The organism is Bacillus sp. AFS073361 (assembly GCF_002567005.1).
Lineage (GTDB): Bacteria > Bacillota > Bacilli > Bacillales > Cytobacillaceae > Neobacillus.
Genome location: NZ_NUZU01000037.1, coordinates 160,173 through 179,391, shown reverse-complemented (window position 1 = coordinate 179,391; position 19,219 = coordinate 160,173). Strand labels below are relative to the sequence as shown.

15 protein-coding genes are annotated in these 19,219 nt (G+C 39.2%); 4 read left to right on the top strand and 11 right to left on the bottom strand.

What is annotated here, in order from left to right; all coding sequences use genetic code 11:
- Nucleotides 1-183: 183 nt before the first annotated feature.
- Nucleotides 184-1,623, top strand: coding sequence for a TerD family protein (locus COJ96_RS29495; protein WP_098575260.1), 1,440 nt, complete (start codon nucleotides 184-186; stop codon nucleotides 1,621-1,623).
- 43 nt (nucleotides 1,624-1,666) lie between these two features.
- Here the strand turns inward: COJ96_RS29495 and selB are convergent, their stop codons facing one another.
- The 3 genes from selB to COJ96_RS18405 form a co-directional block, all read right to left on the bottom strand.
- Entirely contained in the window at nucleotides 1,667-3,550 is a 1,884-nt protein-coding gene (gene selB, locus COJ96_RS18415) for a selenocysteine-specific translation elongation factor (RefSeq protein WP_098575259.1), read from the bottom strand.
- 174 nt (nucleotides 3,551-3,724) lie between these two features.
- Nucleotides 3,725-4,219 (bottom strand): hypothetical protein, encoded by a 495-nt coding sequence (locus tag COJ96_RS18410; protein WP_098575258.1) that lies wholly within the window; start codon nucleotides 4,217-4,219, stop codon nucleotides 3,725-3,727.
- Entirely contained in the window at nucleotides 4,200-4,694 is a 495-nt protein-coding gene (locus tag COJ96_RS18405; RefSeq protein WP_098575257.1) for a hypothetical protein, read from the bottom strand. The genes COJ96_RS18410 and COJ96_RS18405 overlap by 20 nt, the downstream gene beginning before the upstream one ends.
- 203 nt (nucleotides 4,695-4,897) lie before the next feature.
- On the opposite strand from COJ96_RS18405, the gene COJ96_RS18400 reads away from it, so the two are divergent.
- Nucleotides 4,898-6,553 (top strand): FAD-binding dehydrogenase, encoded by a 1,656-nt coding sequence (locus COJ96_RS18400; RefSeq protein ID WP_098575256.1) that lies wholly within the window; start codon nucleotides 4,898-4,900, stop codon nucleotides 6,551-6,553.
- A gap of 36 nt (nucleotides 6,554-6,589) precedes the next feature.
- Nucleotides 6,590-6,907: an antibiotic biosynthesis monooxygenase gene (locus COJ96_RS18395; RefSeq protein ID WP_098575255.1), complete on the top strand. Its 318-nt coding sequence runs from the start codon at nucleotides 6,590-6,592 to the stop codon at nucleotides 6,905-6,907.
- An 88-nt stretch (nucleotides 6,908-6,995) separates the two neighbouring features.
- Here COJ96_RS18395 and COJ96_RS18390 read toward each other — a convergent pair whose 3' ends face one another.
- The 5 genes from COJ96_RS18390 to COJ96_RS18370 form a co-directional block, all read right to left on the bottom strand.
- Nucleotides 6,996-10,133, bottom strand: a complete 3,138-nt coding sequence (locus COJ96_RS18390) for an AAA family ATPase (RefSeq protein ID WP_098575254.1) — start codon at nucleotides 10,131-10,133, stop codon at nucleotides 6,996-6,998.
- Nucleotides 10,130-11,275 (bottom strand): exonuclease SbcCD subunit D, encoded by a 1,146-nt coding sequence (locus COJ96_RS18385; RefSeq protein ID WP_098575253.1) that lies wholly within the window; start codon nucleotides 11,273-11,275, stop codon nucleotides 10,130-10,132. Before COJ96_RS18385 ends, COJ96_RS18390 begins: the two co-directional genes overlap by 4 nt.
- A gap of 189 nt (nucleotides 11,276-11,464) precedes the next feature.
- Nucleotides 11,465-11,665, bottom strand: coding sequence for a cold-shock protein (locus tag COJ96_RS18380; RefSeq protein WP_007083969.1), 201 nt, complete (start codon nucleotides 11,663-11,665; stop codon nucleotides 11,465-11,467).
- Between the two features lie 654 nt (nucleotides 11,666-12,319).
- A complete protein-coding gene (locus COJ96_RS18375) occupies nucleotides 12,320-12,673 on the bottom strand; it encodes an ArsR/SmtB family transcription factor (RefSeq protein ID WP_098575252.1) in 354 nt (117 codons plus the stop codon).
- Nucleotides 12,674-12,694: 21 nt separating this feature from the next.
- Entirely contained in the window at nucleotides 12,695-14,443 is a 1,749-nt protein-coding gene (locus tag COJ96_RS18370) for a SulP family inorganic anion transporter (RefSeq protein WP_098575251.1), read from the bottom strand.
- A gap of 339 nt (nucleotides 14,444-14,782) precedes the next feature.
- Here COJ96_RS18370 and COJ96_RS18365 point away from each other — a divergent pair, with 339 nt between their 5' ends.
- Nucleotides 14,783-15,577, top strand: a complete 795-nt coding sequence (locus COJ96_RS18365) for a TIGR00266 family protein (protein ID WP_098575250.1) — start codon at nucleotides 14,783-14,785, stop codon at nucleotides 15,575-15,577.
- Between the two features lie 132 nt (nucleotides 15,578-15,709).
- Here the strand turns inward: COJ96_RS18365 and COJ96_RS18360 are convergent, their stop codons facing one another.
- The 3 genes from COJ96_RS18360 to COJ96_RS18350 all read right to left on the bottom strand — a co-directional run bounded on the left by COJ96_RS18360 (nucleotide 15,710) and on the right by COJ96_RS18350 (nucleotide 19,179).
- On the bottom strand, nucleotides 15,710-16,699 hold the full coding sequence (locus tag COJ96_RS18360; RefSeq protein ID WP_098575249.1) for an ABC transporter permease subunit: 990 nt from the start codon (nucleotides 16,697-16,699) through the stop codon (nucleotides 15,710-15,712).
- Nucleotides 16,696-17,571, bottom strand: a complete 876-nt coding sequence (locus COJ96_RS18355) for an ABC transporter permease subunit (protein WP_098575248.1) — start codon at nucleotides 17,569-17,571, stop codon at nucleotides 16,696-16,698. Before COJ96_RS18355 ends, COJ96_RS18360 begins: the two co-directional genes overlap by 4 nt.
- A 135-nt stretch (nucleotides 17,572-17,706) precedes the next feature.
- The gene (locus COJ96_RS18350; protein WP_257148559.1) at nucleotides 17,707-19,179 is read right to left on the bottom strand and encodes a DUF4153 domain-containing protein; all 1,473 of its coding nucleotides are present in this window, start codon (nucleotides 19,177-19,179) and stop codon (nucleotides 17,707-17,709) included.
- Nucleotides 19,180-19,219: the final 40 nt, after the last annotated feature.

The following is a 19,219-nucleotide window of genomic DNA, read 5'->3' as shown; positions in this document are numbered from 1 at the left end:
TGGATCAGCGTTCTTTTTTAAAGAAAACGGGCAAATTTGTTTCTTTCATTTATTTTGAAACTTTTTCATCATTATTTCGTACATATAACTAGGATAGGAAGTTGGAATATCTAGAAATTTTTCCCTTTTTTAAAAATACATTATAATGTACATAGGAACAAAATCGTTGAGGAGTGAAATAAATTGGGTGTTACACTTAGCAAGGGACAAAAAGTGGATTTAACCAAATCTCACCCTGGCCTGCAAAATGTCGTGGTCGGGCTAGGATGGAATATTAATCAACAGGGTTCAAACTTTGATTTAGATGCATCTGCCTTTTTATTAGGTGAATCTGGAAAAGTGAACAGTGATCAGGATTTTGTGTTCTATAATAATCCAAACGGTGCAAACGGATCCATCATCTACAGCGGTGACAATCGTACTGGTGCAGGAGCACACGATGATGAGCAAATCAGGATTGATTTAGCTAGGGTACCTTCCCACATTCATCGGGTTGCCTTCACCATTACTATCCATGATGCTCAAATAAAAGGGCAAAATTTTGGACAAATATCAGATTCTTATGTGCGCATCTTTAATGAGCAAACGCATGAGGAATTATTAAGATTTAACTTGGGCAGAGACTTCACGGTAGAAACAGCCATTGTCGCTGCTGAATTGTACCGGCATAATGGCGAATGGAAGTTTAATGCGATAGCCAGTGGTTTCCAAGGTGGCCTTGCAGCACTTTGCCGGAACTTTGGAATTGCTGTTGATGATCCACCTTCGAGTGTCCCAACACCGCCAAGTTACCAACAAAATCCTAATTCGTACCAACAAAGCCAATCAAGCCCTAATCTGTTCCAGCAGAATAGTCCATACCAGCAAAATTATACAAATCCAAATCAGCAGCGCACCCATCTTCAGCCTGAATCATCCTATCAACAGCCTGCCTACGGATTTCCGGCACAGTCGTATCCTGCGACAGTCAATTCTCACCAAACATATGGTGGAGATGAGATCATTTGTCCGCGCTGCCACTCGTCAAATGTGAGGACAGGAAAGAAAGGATTCGGTCTGGGTAAAGCAGCCATTGGCGGACTCATCCTTGGTCCTGTCGGTCTCCTTGGTGGATTCATCGGGAAAAATCAATTAAAATTTTCATGTAATAGCTGTGGAAATTCCTGGTCCCCATCGCAAACTGATTACGCTGAATGGGCAAACAATTCGAAGAGAAAGGCACAGGAACTTTTTAATCGCTACAAAAGTCAGGATGTCCTTGAAGCAGTGGTTGCTGCCTGTGCTTTAGTGGCCATGGCAGATGGGTACTTGGATGCTTCTGAACGTCAAAAAATGATTGAGTTCGTCCATCAAAGTGAAGAATTACGTGTTTTTGATACGACGAAGGTCATCCAAAAATTTAACTTGTTTGTTTCTAGAATAGAAAATGACCGGATGATGGGTCGTGCGGAAGCCTTCCGTGCTCTTGGAAAAATTAGAACCAAACCCGAAATTGCTCGTCTTGTCGCCCGGTATTGCATCGCCATTGGCTATGCTGATGGAAATTTTGACAACAATGAAAAGCAAATGGTTAGCGATATCTGCCGTGAGCTTGGACTTAACCCTGCAGAGTTTTTATCTTAACCGACGAAAGCCTCCATTCCATCTCGGAATAGAGGCTTTTTTGTTACTTGTTCCAAATTCGCTTATTTTCCAAACGCTTGGTTAGACCCATTGAATCTAGTTTTTCTAAAAATGGAATCATATATTTCCGTGAAAGTTCTAGAACATCTTTCGCCGCTCCGACATCAAATTCTGCTTCTGTTTGACTGCGCAATTTAGCCACTGCTTGTTGAAATACATCTCCATGATATGCAAACTGGGCATCCAGCAGGACTAGTACTCCTTCCTCTTCTAAAAAGCGTCTTAAATCTGCCTCCAGAGTGCCAGGGATTCCGGCATCAGTAAAATACTCTTTTAGAGAACGAACTTTTAACCCATCCTTTTTTAATTCGGCAATCAGATTTTCAGTCCGCTTTGCCCAATTTTTGGGCACATGAGGCACAAAATTGGCTATCGAAACAAACTGCCCTCTTCTATTAAAGATATGATTGGTAATTCCATTCTCGATAACAAAATCCAGCAAATGTTTTGGAACTCTTTTTTGAAGGGTTTGCAACAGCACAGCTTTATTGATCCCTATTTTCATCGAATAAAGAAGATGATAATCCTGTAATCTATCAAAAATATCTTCCTCAATTGAATTAATCAACAATTGGAGCGTATATTCTTTCCCGTCAAAAAAGACAAATTCTTTCTCATTTAATTTTTCAGTTACTGTGAATTCGTCTAAAGAGGTCCGTTTGATTAACTCATCCAGGGGCAGGCACTTTGCTTCCATTAAAGCAGCAGTAATCCGCTCTTTCGGTGAACCAACCTTTTTCTTTTCCAGTTCTTCAATCGTCTGGTTACCAAAACGATATTTGTCACCACGTGGATCAATCACCCAGCCCCCGCCTATCGTTTCTTGCGGACTCGGACGACGTAAAATAAAGCGATCCCCGCGTTTTGTTAAAATTTCCTCCTCAAGTCTCAGTTGACAAAGGATTTCGCCATTTTCCTCCTTGATTTCATTGCGATCAAAAAAGACTATCCGGCCCATTACCTCCGCGGTTCCGATATGAAGCTTAATCGGCATTCGCTGTTTGACCATGTGCTCAAGGTCTTCAACGACACGAATCGCTACATCCAGTGTCTTCGTGACAAGGAAATGTTCAGAGGAGACAAGCACATCTCCCCTCTCAACATCTTCCTTAGAGACACCTGATAGGTTAATAGCCGTGCGTTGTCCTGCGAACGCCCTTTCAGCCGGTGAATGGTGGACTTGAATCTGACGTGCTCTAACCCCAAGCCCTTTGGGCATAATTTTCAGGATTTGTCCTTCGACTACTGTTCCTTCATACACCGTTCCTCGAACTACAGTACCTTGGCCCTTTATTGTAAATACCTGATCAATCGGGAGACGGAATGCCCCTTTCGCATCACGCATTTCTTGTTCTTTTAATTTTTGGATAATTAATGCTTTCATCTCATCGATGCCTTTTTTGGAAAGACTGTCTACCAAAACAAACGGTGCATCCTCAAATACAGTTCCAGAAAGTTCCTCTAAAATATCATCTTTAACAAGTTCGATAAATTCTTCATCCACTCGATCAATTTTTGATATGGCCACCAAACCATTTTTCACCCCTAAGAATTTCAAGATGTCTAAGTGCTCTCTCGTTTGCGGCATCACACCTTCGTCTGCTGCAACAACGAGCACGACCAAATCAATCCCTGCAACTCCAGCGATCATTTGCCGGATAAACCGTTCGTGTCCTGGCACATCAATCACTGAAATTTGGATTTCATTATCTTCATATAATGGTGCAAAGCCAAGCTCAATGGAAATTTGACGTTCCTTTTCTTCTTTTAATCTATCTGTATCTACATTGGTTAACGCTTTGGTTAAAGACGTTTTCCCGTGGTCGATGTGCCCTGCCATACCAATTGTAAAATATCTTTTTTCCAAGGATGCCACCTACTTTATCGTTCTTCCCTTCTAATGTATCGATTATGGCTCTATTGTTCAAGGGTAGATTTTACGACATCTTTGTCTTCGCTTTTCAAGAAATCTCCACATTCATCTAGTCCATCCTTGAGAAAAACACTTTAAACTACGAAAAACCAGATTCATCTGGTTTTTTTATTTCACCTGTTCATTTGGTCGTAGAAAACGATAAAAGACAATTAATAGCGATTGAATGAATAAATAAGTACAAACAGAGTAAATAATACTGTTTCCATTTTTATAATGAAAAACACCCATGCTATGGTAAACCCACTCTACCCCAATAGCGACCGCAGTAAAACTTAAAATAAAAAACACTAAGTAGCGATCCTTTATTTGAAATTTTTTATAAATGTATAGAAAAAGATAGGAAAATGGTGGATAGAGGAAATAAACTACTATATCCATAACTGTGTATGCAGGACCATCCATGATATCATAAAAGTCAAACGGCTCAGATCCAAATGAATTATCGAAAAGACCTGCAGCAGTTAAGCTATAAAGGAAGATGAGAATGGTTAATTGATTTGAAAACACTTTTGGCAAAAAGAAAAAAATGCCCCAGGATACTAAAACCGCACAAATAACAAAATAATCATTCTGACCAAATTTATGTTCTACCAACATCATCCTTGCATTTCACCTCCTGCTCTTGCAGTCCTTTAAACCAATTAAATGCATACATGGCAAAAAACAAATAAAGCAGATAATAAATAACGGTAAAAATATGATTCCACTTTTTAAAGGTATATAACTCACTGCTTAAATTTACTTTATCAATCCCAAGGATTATTAGACAGTATAGTAAAAGGAGTAAAAACTGTTTTATTAAAGTACTATTATTTATATACATAATGAGATAGGAAACAAATAATGGGCTGAAGACACTCCGAAATAGAAGAAATGCCAAATATAATTTCGGAGTAGTTGTGGTTTTCATCCATTTAAATGTTTCAAATAAACCTAAATAGGTATGAGTGTTAATGAGACAGGTTAGCAGGACAAGAAATAATAGCTCCTTTCTCGACCCTCGGTTCTCCTGACGATTAAAGATAAATAAGCCCATCATCATCCAACTTAAGACAAAATAAAATGTAAATACCATGAAATCCCCTCTTCAAAATTCAGCTTTATTCCTAACATCCTAGTCATTTCCATATTTAATTAAAAATAGAAATTTTTTCACATTAAATATTTCAAAAAATAGTTTAAATGAAGGAAAATGATAGCACTTTGTCAAACTTTCTTTATGAGAAATTAACAAATTCGGAGGGTTTGCCCTAGTTGAAAATATCCGGGGGGATTTATTTGAAATTTGATGTGATTGTGGTGGGTGCAGGCCTAGCAGGTTTGGCGGCAACGGCTGAACTTGCAGATGCAGGAAAAAGAGTACTGCTTTTGGATCAAGAACCCGAAGCCTCTCTTGGCGGCCAGGCTTGGTGGTCATTTGGAGGTTTATTTCTTATCGATTCTCCCGAACAAAGAAGAATGGGGATCAAGGACTCCAAGGAACTTGCTTGGCAGGACTGGTTAGGGGCTGCAGGTTTTGACAGAGAAGTGGATGAGGATTATTGGGGGAAAAAGTGGGCTGAAGCTTATGTTGACTTTGCAGCCAGCGAAAAAAGAGAATGGCTGACAGGAATGGGGGTTCGTTTTTTCCCGGTTGTCGGTTGGGCAGAGCGAGGTGGATACACGGCTGAAGGCCATGGCAACTCAGTCCCACGCTTCCACATTGTCTGGGGAACAGGTCCGGGTCTCGTTAAGCCATTTGAGAATCGAGTCAGACAAGCAATGAGGAACGGAATTGTCGATTATCGCCCACGCCATCGTGTGAATGAGTTAATGAAAGAAAATGGTGTCATCACCGGTGTTAGGGGTGACATTTTGGTTCCAAGTAATGCTGCTCGCGGGGAGGCTAGTTCCCGTGAGGTAATTGGGGATTTTGAATTTCATTCTTCATTTGTTGCGGTTACAAGCGGAGGGATTGGCGGTAACCATGAACTCATTCGAAAAAATTGGCCCGAAAGGCTCGGTAAGGCTCCACAAAAAATGATCTCAGGCGTTCCGGAACATGTGGATGGAAGAATGCTTGGCATTACGGAAAATGCCGGCGGACGAATTGTCAATCGTGACCGAATGTGGCATTATACCGAAGGAATTCAAAACTGGGCCCCAGTCTGGCCGAACCATGGCATTCGGATCCTGCCGGGTCCATCCTCGCTTTGGCTTGATGCCAAGGGGAAGCGTTTCCCTGCGCCGAACTTTCCCGGTTTTGATACCTTGGGAACACTCGAAGCCATTATGAAATCAGGCTACGACTACTCCTGGTTCATCTTAACCCAGAAAATTATAGAAAAAGAGTTTGCCCTATCTGGGTCTGAGCAAAATCCTGATTTGACTGAGAAAAGTATCAAAAAAGTGTTAGCTCGGGTCCTCCCAGGACCTACTGAACCCGTAAAGGCATTTATGGATAAGGGAGAAGACTTTGTGATTGCGAATACCCTGTCTGAACTTGTAGCCGGGATGAATAAACTTTCCGGTGATAACTTGTTGTCTCTCGAGGAGATTGAGCGACAGATTCTTGCTAGAGACCGGGAGATTGAAAATAAATTTACCAAAGATCTTCAAATTACGGCCATGCGTGGAGCCAGAAATTATCTTGGGGACAAACTGATCAGAGTGGCACCCCCTCATCGAATTCTCGATCCCAAAATGGGTCCATTAATTGCAGTACGTTTAAACATTGTCAGCCGAAAAACACTAGGCGGTCTCCAGACCGATTTATCCGGCAGAGTACTTGATATAACTGGAAAACCTGTGCCCGGTCTATACGCAGCGGGCGAAGTTTCAGGTTTTGGCGGAGGCGGCATTCATGGTTATCGCTCGTTGGAAGGAACGTTTCTCGGTGGCTGTTTGTTTTCAGGGAAGCAAGCTGGTCGCGCCATTTCTAAAGAATTATCATAAGTATGATGACGTTATTAAAGGAGGTGAGAATATAATATGTCTTCATTAGTGTTCATGGCGCTCTATCGTCCCAACCCAGGAAAAGAGGAGGAATTAAAAGAACTCCTTAAAGTACATATCCCAACACTCCGCGAGGAAGATTTGATTACTAGTCGAGAATTATTAACCCTACAAGCAGAGGATGGGACGATCATTGAAATCGCAGAATGGCGGTCAACAGAGGCCATTGAAAAAGCACACCAATCTTCTAAAGTCATGGCAGTTTGGAATAAAATTGGTGAACTATCCGAATTAACGAGTCTTTCCACGCTTGCTGAAGCTCAGCATCCGTTTCCTAATTTTAAGCCTTTATAAGTTATGTACTAATGAATTAAATAAATCCTAACCAACACTAAAAGCAGTGAGATTTAATTGAATCCACTGCTTTTAGTTTAGATTAACATTAATTTGTAAACACAAACTCCGTTCTACTTCCTGTCTGATCGGCCCTAACTTCGAGTCTGACGTCAATTCGTTCTTTGAGTTCCGGAACATGCGAGATAATACCAACTAAACGGCCGCTGCTTTGAATATCCATTAATGCTTCGATAGCCTGATCCAGGGATTCAGGATCTAGCGTACCAAAACCTTCATCAATGAACATCGTTTCTAAAGAAACCCCGCCGGCATAATTTTGCACTACGTCTGCCAGACCGAGTGCAAGTGATAAGGAAGCTTTAAAACTTTCCCCGCCCGATAATGTTTTGACATGTCGTTCCTGACCCGTGTACTGGTCAAACACAAGCAATTCCAATCCGCTTTGAGCATTCCCTTTGGAACGGTCGGTTTTCCTCAGCAATTGAAAACGCCCGGAAGTCATTTTTCGTAAGCGGCCATTTGCTTCACGTAAAATATCATCCAAGAATGAAGCCAGTACATACCTTTCGAAGGTAATCCGGAAGTTATTCTGGCCTTTAGCAATCTCAAAAAGATGACCAATTAACTTATAACGTTCTTCAAGAACTTTCATTTGTTCATTCAATTTTTCCACACGGTTGTGTATTTCTTCGTTATCCCTCTTTTTAACAAATAGATTGGTTTGCTGCTGAGTAAGAGCCTCGATTTCACTTGTGATGTTGGCAATTTCGTGCTTCAATCCATCGACATCTGGTGTTTTTACATTCATTAACTCATCGGTTAATTCTTTCAACCGGTCAGAAACTGAACGTAATTCTTCTCGATAACTGCGGATTTCAGTTTCAAGACTACGAATTTCTACTTCCGTGCGTTTTGCTTCAGCATAAGTACCGTATTTTTCAAAGCCCTGCTCTGAGAGTTTGTTAATAAAGATTTCTCGTTCGGAATCCAGCTCCTGTTTTTTACTCTCATGATGCTTTTTAGCATCTAATAATCTTGCTGTTTCATTTGAAAGTTTTTCTCTCACTTGCTGCAGGCCCTGCTGTGCCTCTTCCAACTGTTTTACTAACATTTGCTGCAGGTTTTTAGAAACCGTAAGTGCTTTTTCGTATTCCACTTCCGAGCGTAGATTCTCTGGAACGACTTTCATCATCCGAGAAAGGGTAGTCTTCTTTTCAGTGAATTGAACGGTTAACTCATTGATTAAAGCTGAAACCTGCTGTAGTTTGTTTTGCATATCTACTTTTTCAACTTCTATGGTTTCTAATTCCCTCTTCACTTTATCAAGATTTTTTATCTGTTCCCCAAGCTTTCCTTGCTTCTGAACCAGCTGGTTCATCGCCGTCAATGCCTCCATTTTTGCATCCTCTAATAGATCAGCAGTAAAATTTGCTCGGATGGAACGAATTTCGTTCATTATTTCTGCTACAGCTTCCCTTTGCGCTGCCTCAGCTGACTGACTTTGGTAAAAGGCTGCTTCATCTGCAGACTTTGCTTTTTCCCAGTTGGCACTTTGAGCCTTGGCTGCCTTCATTCCCTCTTCTGTCGGAATACTACCACTATTTTGTATCGCTGGTGATGGATGGTGCTCCGAGCCGCAAACTGGACAGGCTTCACCTGTTCGAAGTTTTACTGCTAATATTGCGGCCTGGCCGTGCATCCATTTACTCTCTAGTTGTTCCACCAATGCTTTTGAATCTGTATATCTAGCAGTAGTATTTTCATATCTCGCAGTGATCGACCGTAAATTTTGCTCAGCTTTTTGATGGCGGGCAAGCAACATTTCGTATTTGTCTAAGCGATCAATTTCTAAATTCAGTTTATCGATTCTGCCTGTATTTTCTAGATAGATAAGTTTCCCTTTTTCAATTTCTTCCTTTTGACGTTGTAGATTCACTTGTTTCACTTCTAGTTGTTCGAGAAATTGTTCTGTTTGATTAAGCTTTTGTTGCGCAGCTTTTAATTCAGCATCCTTGTTTTGTGTTTCTTTAAGTAATGTTGCAAACGAATAGACATCCTCCCTCATATTGTCTAATCGATTTACCTCATCAAGGGCGGCCTGGCGTTCTCCTTCTCGTTCCAGTTCGTTTTGTAAATGTTGTTCATGCTGTTTTAAAAGTCCTTCAAATTTCTCGATTTCCATCTGAATGGATTTCAGATTCCCATCAAGTTGATCCACTTCGCGCTTTAAGCGGTGGCATAGTTCTTCTTGCTGCGCTAAAACGGCGGCCTTATGGGCAAGCTGCACCTGCTTTTCTTTCCCGTTATACACTTCTTCCTGAGAATCAAGTCTTGCCTTTTGCCCCTTTAACTCCTCTTTTAATTGAAGCTTCTTTAATACTCCCTCTGCTTCAATCAACTGCCCCTTCAGATTGTCCTGTTTCTGGGCTTTTTCTTTTAATTGGAGATTCAATTTTTCTAATACTTCAGCCATACCAGCAATTTCTGTTAGTAAAAGCGGCATGATGATTGTATCGTTCACACTGTCTGCATCCAAATATTCACGGAGTTCTTGATTGGTTACAGCTTGTATTCGTCGAATCTGCTCATTTCTTGCTAGGACTTGGTCCTCAACCGACTTTTTTAGTTCAGTTGCTTCAACCTTTAGTTTCTCTTCCACCATTTTATATAATTGGGTATGGAACAACCGCTGTAAAATAACTTCTTTATCCTTACTGTCTGAGGTGAGAAGTTTACGGAATTCACCTTGCGGAATCATTAAAATCTGCCGGAACTGATTGGCATCAATCAACATTATTTCCTTAATTTTTTCTTCAACATCATTAATTTTCGAAGCGAGCAGTTTCTTTTCACCATGTTCTGTCCATATATATAACTCTGCTTTAGCACCTACTTGTGTATAGCCGTCGCCTTTATCTTTCTTCTTCAATTGCTGAGGTGACCTCGTAATCGAATATGCTTTGTTACGAAGAGAAAAATCTAGTGAAACCTCGGTTAATAACTCGTCTTTGGCAAACTGGCTGCGGAGTTCAGGACCATTGCGGTCCTCCCCACTTGCTTTTCCATAGATCGCATAACTAATGGCATCAAAAATGGTTGTTTTTCCGGCGCCGGTTTTTCCGGAAATAACAAACATTGTCCGATTACCTAGTGAGGTAAAGTCAATTTCTTCAAAGCCAGCATAAGGGCCGAAAGCTTGCATCGTCAGTTTTAATGGCTTCATTTCAATCCCTCCTCCTTTAGCACTTTTTCAATGACTTCTATCATCGCCGTTTTTTTATCAAGCGAAAATTCGGAGGTTGTCATTTCTGTGTAAAATTGTTCAAACAACTCAATTTCTGATTTTTTTTCACTTCGAATCGAGGTGAATGATTGTTTTTTCTTTAAGTCAGTTAAATCTAATTTTCGTTCAAGATGGAGGACGTTGGGGTACACTTGACGTAATTTATTAATCGGGTCGATTAAGGCACCTTCATCAAGGAGAGTGATTTTTAAATAATCATGGATCGCTTCTTTTTCATAAAAACATGGATCAAGTAATTCTTCCAGATGCCCTTCTATTTCCCGCATATCATGTTTTGGTGTCAGCGAGCGGTACCGGTGTGTAAAGTTACCTTTATCATCCATTTCAATAATCGAAACCGACTTTTTCTGTTTAGCTTCCGAGAAAGAATATTTTAAAAGGGAACCTGAATATTTCACTTTATTGTGGTTAATGGCATCAGGACTGTGCAAGTGACCAAGAGCTGTATAGGAAAAGGGTTCGAACAATTCTGCCCCAACACAACCAGAACCTCCTACAGACAAGATTCGTTCAGAATCAGATGTTTGACCTCCTAATACAAAGGCATGTCCAACCAAAACATTAGGCTCATTCGGATTAAGATTTTCTTCCATTTTTCCTACCAGGGCTTTCATTGCCTCTTGATGGGAATGGATGGAATCATCCCCGAGTAATTGACGGACTACACCAGGCTCAGCATAGGGTACTAAATAAAAATTCACACCGTTAACTCGAACAGGAGTAAAGCTGTTTGTTAATTTTCCTGATAAATAAAATTGGCTGTGTTTATACCAGGAACTTCCAAATGAAAGTCTTTCTGCGCTATCATGGTTCCCAGCAATCGCCACAACCGGTGTTTCTAATTCAACATTAATTTTAAAGAGAATTTCATCGAGTAATTCTACAGCATCAGTTGGCGGGACCGAGCGATCATATAAATCTCCTGCGATAACAACAGCATCCGGCTTTTCTTCCGCAACAATGGCCACAAATTGCTCAAGTACTTCACGCTGATTCTCTGTCATATAGACCCCATGAACGAGTTTGCCTAAATGCCAATCAGCTGTATGGATAAATTTCATCTACTCACCCCAATTTATTATTCTGCATCTTTCCAATACTACTATTATAGCAAAATACAAATGGAAATGAGGTTGGAAATGCAAGCAGATTACTGGAATATTGGGTATTTTATACTAGGCAGCAATTATAAACTTGGAAATACAAAAAACAGCCCGGATCTAGTCCGGGCTGTTATAGTAGATAACAAATTATTTTTTAGTTACGTTAGCAGCTTGTGGTCCACGAGCTCCTTCAACAACTTCGAAAGAAACTTCTTGGCCTTCTTCTAAAGTTTTGAAACCTTCTGTTTGGATAGCAGAGTAATGAACGAATACATCGTTACCGTCTTCAGCTTCGATGAATCCAAAACCTTTTTCTGAGTTAAACCATTTTACTTTACCGTTTTTCATGAAAAAAAATCCTCCTATTGGCTTATACACGTAAGCCATGTGTAAATTCACCAAATTACAACGTGATAGCTTTACCTTCATTTCCTCATCCAAACATCGTTTAAAACTTTGAACAAGCTGTGTAACATAAATCTAATCTCGTGCAACGGCTGACTAAATTTTAGCATTCTAGTAGTCTATATGTCAACATAGGACAAACCAATATACACCTACAGTTTTCTACATTTCTCAACTGTTTTCTAGTAGAATTCGAGTCATTTCGACATCGCTTACAAAAACCATCTTTCAGAAAATGAAAGTGTTTTCATAAAAAACGAACGATTAGTTAGCTATTGTTATTTTGTGATGATGTCGATAAATTTTTTCGACTTTTTTCTTAATTCAGGTCTTGGGGATCGCTCTTCGGACACTCGCTTACTTATTTGGCGCTCTCTTGTCCGAAGTTGGCTCGGCTTCGGACACTCGCTTACTTATTTGGCCCTTCCTTGTCCGAAGTCCCCTCGGCTTCGGACACTCGCACACATTATTTAACCCTCACTTGTCCAAAGTTGGATCTACTTCGGACACGCTATTACTTCCCTGGCTCTTCCTAGTCCAAAGTTGGATTACTTACCTTTTAGTGTATGTTTCACAATAAAGAAAAAACCGAAGAATTTAGTTCTTCGGCAACGCTGGTTCTTCTTCATCATCTTTAAATTTATCTAGAATTGTGATTGTATCGACAAGATGGTTGTTAAAGATTTGTCTTGCAACAGCTAACAATTCGATAATCATCGGATCCTTAAGTGTGTAGATGACCTTGTTCCCTTCCTTTGTTCCAGAAACAATATTTTTTGCTCTTAGGACAGTTAGTTGCTGTGAAACTGCCGACCCTTCACTACCTACTAGGGTTTGAATTTCATTGACATTCTTATCCCCTTCAGCTAAAAGCTCTAAAATGCGGATTCTCAATGGATGTGCTAGTGCTTTGAAAAACTCCGCTTTAAATTGCTGCATTTCAAGATTCAATTCGTCCACTCCCATGCAATTTTAGAAAGTAGCAGTAAGCTTTGTTCTGCTTCCCTCTACAGCCTCTGCTGCTGATAGTTTTTTACATTCCCTAAATGCAAAATGCTTACAGCCGAGGCATTTATTTTTGTTAATATGCTCAAGGGCATATTGAATGGCTTCTCCAGTATGTTCAAAGAAATGTTCCTCACCGATGATTTGATATAATCCTGTCTTTATCAAAACACTTTCCGGCTGCGGATTTAAGCCCGATATCATAATTATACCACTTTTTGAAAAATGGCGAACAATACTAGATAAAGTCGCTTCACCGGTTGTATCCATTAATGGAACCCTACTCATACGCAACAAAAGAATCTTCGGCCGATAATTGATGGTGCTCATGATTGTTTTCTCAAAAGTTTCCGCCGCCCCGAAAAATAATGGCCCTTCCACATTAAAAATACTAATTTGCGGACAATCATTTGTATCAGAGACAATACCTGATTCGACTTTTTCATGCTTGTGTTTCCGGTTCGGTAATGCTTTCGCCGTAACCATGACGTCGCTCATTCGTTTGGCAAAAAGGATGGCAGACATTACTAAGCCCACCTCTACTGCCGTGGTTAAATTTACAAAAACCGTTAATAAAAAAGTAACCAATAAAACCAGTGAATCTGTCGATTTTGTTTTTAATATATAGGAGAAAACTTTTCTTTCACTCATATTCCAAGCCACGACCATCAAAATTGGCGCCATACTCGCTAACGGGATATACGATGCATAAGGTGCAAAAAACAATAAGACCAACAAGACAACTACCCCATGAATCATTCCAGAAAACGGTGAAATTGCTCCATTCTTTATATTTGTTGCAGTCCGTGCAATTGCCCCTGTTGCTGGAATCCCGCCAAATAGAGGGGTAATCATATTGGCAATTCCTTGTCCGATTAACTCTTTATTGCTGTTGTGTCTGCTATTCGTCATTCCATCTGCTACAACGGCTGATAACAATGATTCTATTCCACCGAGCATCGCAATGATGAAGGCTGGCTTTAGCATCTTAACAATCGTCTCAATGTTCAGATCCGGAATATGGAGTTCAGGTAAAGTACTTGGAATTTGTCCATAGGCAGTTCCAATCGTCGCAATTTGTGTTGGGTAGAACAATGTTGCAATGACCGAAGAAACCACTAAGCCAATCAGCGGACCAGGAACTCTTGGCGCTATTTTTGGTGTTAGAATGACCGTGGATAAACAAATTGCAGCCGTTAATAGACTAAACATATTAATAGTGCCTAAATGAACAAGAATTTCTTGGACATTTCTAATAAATTCCTCGTGTTTCTTTATACCCTCCAAACCTAGGAAACTAGCAACTTGACCAGTAAATATTGTCACGGCGATTCCTGTGGTGAATCCAATCGTTACAGGTCTAGGAATATACTTTATTAAAGATCCAAGTTTAAAAATGCCCATTAACATGAGAATAAACCCTGCTAGAAACCCAGCGATGAGGAGATTTTCATAACCGTAGGTCATTACAATACCAAATAAAATTGGAATAAACGCACCGGTAGGGCCGCCTATTTGATATTTCGATCCGCCACATAAGGAGATAAGAATCCCTGCAACAATAGTCGTATAGATTCCATACTCTGGTTTCACACCCGAAGCAATAGCAAACGCCATCCCCAGTGGAATCGCGATTACCCCGACAATCAATCCAGACAGGAGATCCTTTGGTACACTCCTTATGGAATAATTATGGAATCTTTTATCAATTAACATATTAACCCTTCTTATCTTCTTATTTTTGTATATCTGATTATTTGAATATATGATAATTTATCTCCCGTTTCAAGTATTTCCGTTAAAAATTTATTTTTTAAGAAATTACTTGTTTGACCGACTTCGCCATGGTACAATAGCTAAGCGATGAGCTGAGTTGTGTAAGTCGAGAAACATTCCTTTATGGAACGCACTATGTGGAGTGTGGTTTTTCGCCTCAATATGCGAAGGACGTCTGTGTAAACAGGCGTCCTTTTTTATTGGCTAAAATTAGCACTTTATTCCTAAATTCCTTATAATATAAATAGATTTGCCATTTTAAAAAGTGGAGGGAATAGTATGAATAACCACGAAATTGATTTTAAAATCTTTGGAGATGACATGCAATTTGTTGAGGTTGAGCTAGATCCACAAGAGACTGTAGTTGCTGAAGCGGGCAGCTTTATGATGATGGATGATGACATACATATGGAGACTATTTTTGGTGATGGCAGTGCCTCTGGGGGTGGCAGTGGCCTCATGGGAAAATTATTTAGTGCCGGAAAACGCGTCCTTACTGGTGAAAGCTTATTTATGACAACCTTTACCAATAATGGCATGGGCAAAAAGCACGTTTCGTTTGCTTCTCCGTACCCTGGAAAGATCATTCCAATGGACTTAAGCCAACTGGGAGGGAAAATTATCTGCCAAAAAGATGCTTTCCTTGCTGCAGCTAAAGGAGTTCAAGTTGGGATTGAATTCCAACGTAAAATCGGGGCTGGCTTCTTTGGCGGTGAAGGGTTTATCATGCAAAAGTTAGAAGGCGACGGGCTCGCTTTTGTCCATGCGGGCGGAACAATTATTAAAAAAGACCTTTTGCCTGGCCAGTCATTGAGAGTAGATACTGGTTGTTTAGTGGCGATGACCAGCAGCGTTAATTATGATATTGAATTTGTAAAAGGCGTTAAAACAGCGTTGTTTGGTGGTGAAGGGTTGTTTTTTGCTACCCTAAGAGGCCCAGGTTCGGTATGGATTCAATCATTACCATTCAGCCGTCTGGCAAGCCGGGTATTTGCGGCAGCCCCTTCACGCGGCGGTGCAAAGGATGAAGGAAGTATTGCACGGGGCATTTTCGATATGTTTAATGGTGATTGATTTGAAGGAGCAGGACAAATGGGTCCTGCTTTTTTTTATACTACAAAAACCGAGCATCCGCCCGGTTTCCATCGAAAAATCTATTAATTAAAATCCCGATCATATCCCATGATCCTTGATTTTTACGAATGACTATTTTTGAACAAACTCAAATTGTTCAGCAGAAAAAGCGGCAACTTTTGAACTTAGATCTTTTTTCTTTTTCCTCTTAACCAACTTTACACCATATAAATTACCTTCTAGTTCATTCTTCATCATATTTACGATAACGATCACTATAAAAAATCCGAACACTGGAGTTAAGATGGCCCATGGCGCACGTACAAATTCACTAAAATTTTGACCGATCAAACCTGCCCATTCATTTGTTATGGTTGCTGGCTTCTCTGGTTCCTCATACCCCATGACACCTGCCCTATTTCTTCCTCCAAGAAACATTCCAAACAGACCAAGCTGCATGGTAATATGGAGGGTACTTATAAATTGCTGGACTGAAAACAGAATTCCGTAAGAACGGATATATGGCATCAACTGTTTTCTGACAATATGTAATTTCCCAGCCCCCATCAACTTTGAGCTTTGTACAAATGAAGTTTGTAATAATTGATCTGTTACATCAGAGGCGAAAATAGTGACTGATGGAAATCCGATAAATACAAGAATAATAATTTGATAGGTTACGATTGATGAAATAGCAACATCATTAAAATCGCCCACAATCGGAATCATCAACAGTATCGCAATGAGAATTGATGGGATGTAACGGAAAGTTAGGAAAAAGTCTTTCACATAACCTTTTAAGAATGGAGCCCACATGGATAGAAAAATACCGAAAATCCCCCCGAGAAAAACTCTTAATAATGCAACTCCAAAAGCTGAAATTAAGGTGAATTTTGCACCATATAGTAATAACCAATGCATGTCTTCACCATTTCGGTTGGTTCCTAATAAATGTTGTTCAGAAGGTGGAAATGGCGCCCTTCCGATGATATCACCCTGTTCATTTTTAACAAGCACCTGATGATTAAAATCCTTTGGCCCATAATAAGGATATAAAAGACTCATGATCAATAGAAGAAGCAGTAAGGTTGATCCAATAATCGTCTTTTTGTATTTTCTCATATACTAACCGCCCCCTTCCCTTTGATTAACTTAGAAATAAACCAGCCTGCAGTTTCAATTATCACCAATGGAATAGATAACATAAGCAAACACATAACAAGGATAAAAAATTCTCCATCCATAAAAATGATTTTAAACAATTGTTGATTAAACCCGCTAATATTAAATAAAATTTCGACCAAATAAATATTGGATAGTAATATCCATACGATTGTTCTTAACTGCAATATTAAAAGTGGAAAAATGTTTCTCAGCATATGGACAAGTAATGTCCAAATTCTGTCCATTCCCTTTGCCTTCGCATAGAGAACATATTGTTGTTCTTGTTCCTCATCAATAATCTTAATGAGAAATTGTAGTAATAAGAAAAATGGTAGAAAAGAAACGGTCATAATTGGAACAAAATAAGGCTTATGACCAAATAATCCATACAGTTGTAAAAATTTTAATCCTGTTGATTTATATAGGGTGATAACAAAAAACTGGAATAATAAAATAATGAGTAAATCCGGAATACCTTCGAAGAAATTAAGTCCATTTTTCAATTTATTTTTTACTTTTTCTGGTGAGAGGAAAATCAATAAAGCCGTAATCATTGCAAGGAAAATGATAAATAAAAGACTGCATAATAGAATTGTCATCGTATACTGATAGCTCTCAGCAATATGTAATTTTTTAAGAATTTCTATGTATTTATCTTGATTTGCTTGAAGTAACAATTGAAAATCGGATTTAAGATTTACCCAAAAACTTTCGAAGTTAACTTCTATATGATCCTTTCCAATCCCTAATAATGAGGGAAGATTAAAAATAAAAAGAAATCCTCCTATTATTAATACAATTCTGACAAGTCCCCGAAAAAATCGCTTCATTCTATCCCACCCTACTATTTTTGTAAAAAAATTACAGTCCCTTTCCTTTTTACCATTTTATTAGTATTTTTGCAATATTCCTAATTTATTTTAATAAAAAGACGCTTCGGCCCTCCCTCCGAAACGTCTTTTTATTCATTGGATATCTAACTTCCTAAGTTCAGATTCTAGCTGCTCTCGTTTTAGATTATACGACTGCCAGGGGAGGTCTTCAGCAAGGACATCCTGTTTTCGTTCTAAGAGAACTGTTTTTAATTCCGGAAAATCCTGGTCTTTTTCATAGAGTTCGATTAATCCTAAAACTCCTGTAAAGGATAGGTTATTGAGGTAGCGAACATCAATTTTCCCGCTGAACTCGTACCGATTCAGATTCTCACTCACTACAATTTTATCTAAATCAATTATTGTAATAGCCGTGTAATAGATTAATGATGAAATAAAGTAAAAATGAAATAATGATAGCTTATCCACCCATATTTTCACAAGTGTATATGTAAAAATAATAACAAGATAAATCATAAACGAATGGACAAGAACCCTTGTGAACGTAAATCCATACGCATCTTCATACATACTTAACCGCATATAAGCAGAAGTAAGCATAACAGAGCTCGCGAGGACAAGGATGGTTAACATTATTTGTGTGGCTCTTTGCAAAAACCCTGCTGCCCTCTTTACGTACGTTACTACGATGACTGTTATTGATAAATTGATCAGTGTAACAAACAGGAGCTCAAAAAAACCCTTTCGAGCGTATTCTGCATAGGTAAAGTCTTCCGATAAAGACCCGCTGAAGAAATACCGAAATTGAACGAGTATAAACAAAAGATACACTAAATTAATGATCACAAGAACTGTAATGGTGATTATCCCATCTAGTTTAAGGGGGTTCTCATTTGTTGGCTGTCTCATTACATTAATACGTCGGGTATAAAGGATTTGCATGAAACCAAAGAAGGCAAACGTGCAAATTAAAATCACTATAAGTCTAAAGATTCGTTCCCCATTGATGACTTGAAACCATTGGGGGATGCCGCCAATTAATTGTTCGAATTGTGAATCTGCCGATATTAGTAAGTTCAATACAACAAATAAGATTGGCAGTGAGATCGCAATCCCGAGAAATACCTTTTTCCATACTATCAGTTTGTCATCATGACCGCTTTGTTTTAAGATCTTCCCAATCAATGATACAAAACCGATATTAAATTTTACTGATTGGATTAAGCGTATAAATATCAACGTAATAAAAGCAGGTTTATTCCATTGAAAATTTTTCGGACTAGTTATTAACACCAAATGAAAGATTACCAGCCCAGGGATCACCAAGATATTTAAGCCATAAAAGAGAAAGTTATTAGTTAGGAAGTAGTTGGCCGACATCAGCCAAACACAACAAAGAATTAAGTATCCTAACCGTTGATGGGAAAATTGATAGCGTCGGTACCGCCAAAGAAACACTGAATAAAATGCGGAAATAAACACGAAATAGGATATCCCTATCTCACTACGAAAAAATGCTTCTTCTGCTAAAATACCAAGCAATAAACATAATAATAAGAAGATCCAAGCAGGCTTACCTATTTTTGTTTCTATTTTCGTTTCCATCTTCATCCCTCATTTTGTATAGATTTTCTATATATATAGT

Excerpts from the sequence above, each read along its gene's own strand:
- COJ96_RS18410 (WP_098575258.1), bottom strand. The coding sequence starts at position 4,219 with ATGATGTTGGTAGAACATAAATTTGGTCAGAATGATTATTTTGTTATT.
- COJ96_RS18405 (WP_098575257.1), bottom strand. The coding sequence starts at position 4,694 with ATGGTATTTACATTTTATTTTGTCTTAAGTTGGATGATGATGGGCTTA.
- COJ96_RS18395 (WP_098575255.1), top strand. The coding sequence starts at position 6,590 with ATGTCTTCATTAGTGTTCATGGCGCTCTATCGTCCCAACCCAGGAAAA.
- COJ96_RS18390 (WP_098575254.1), bottom strand. The coding sequence starts at position 10,133 with ATGAAGCCATTAAAACTGACGATGCAAGCTTTCGGCCCTTATGCTGGC.
- COJ96_RS18385 (WP_098575253.1), bottom strand. The coding sequence starts at position 11,275 with ATGAAATTTATCCATACAGCTGATTGGCATTTAGGCAAACTCGTTCAT.
- COJ96_RS18380 (WP_007083969.1), bottom strand. The coding sequence starts at position 11,665 with ATGAAAAACGGTAAAGTAAAATGGTTTAACTCAGAAAAAGGTTTTGGA.
- COJ96_RS18370 (WP_098575251.1), bottom strand. The coding sequence starts at position 14,443 with ATGTTAATTGATAAAAGATTCCATAATTATTCCATAAGGAGTGTACCA.
- COJ96_RS18365 (WP_098575250.1), top strand. The coding sequence starts at position 14,783 with ATGAATAACCACGAAATTGATTTTAAAATCTTTGGAGATGACATGCAA.
- COJ96_RS18360 (WP_098575249.1), bottom strand. The coding sequence starts at position 16,699 with ATGAGAAAATACAAAAAGACGATTATTGGATCAACCTTACTGCTTCTT.
- COJ96_RS18355 (WP_098575248.1), bottom strand. The coding sequence starts at position 17,571 with ATGAAGCGATTTTTTCGGGGACTTGTCAGAATTGTATTAATAATAGGA.
- COJ96_RS18350 (WP_257148559.1), bottom strand. The coding sequence starts at position 19,179 with ATGGAAACGAAAATAGAAACAAAAATAGGTAAGCCTGCTTGGATCTTC.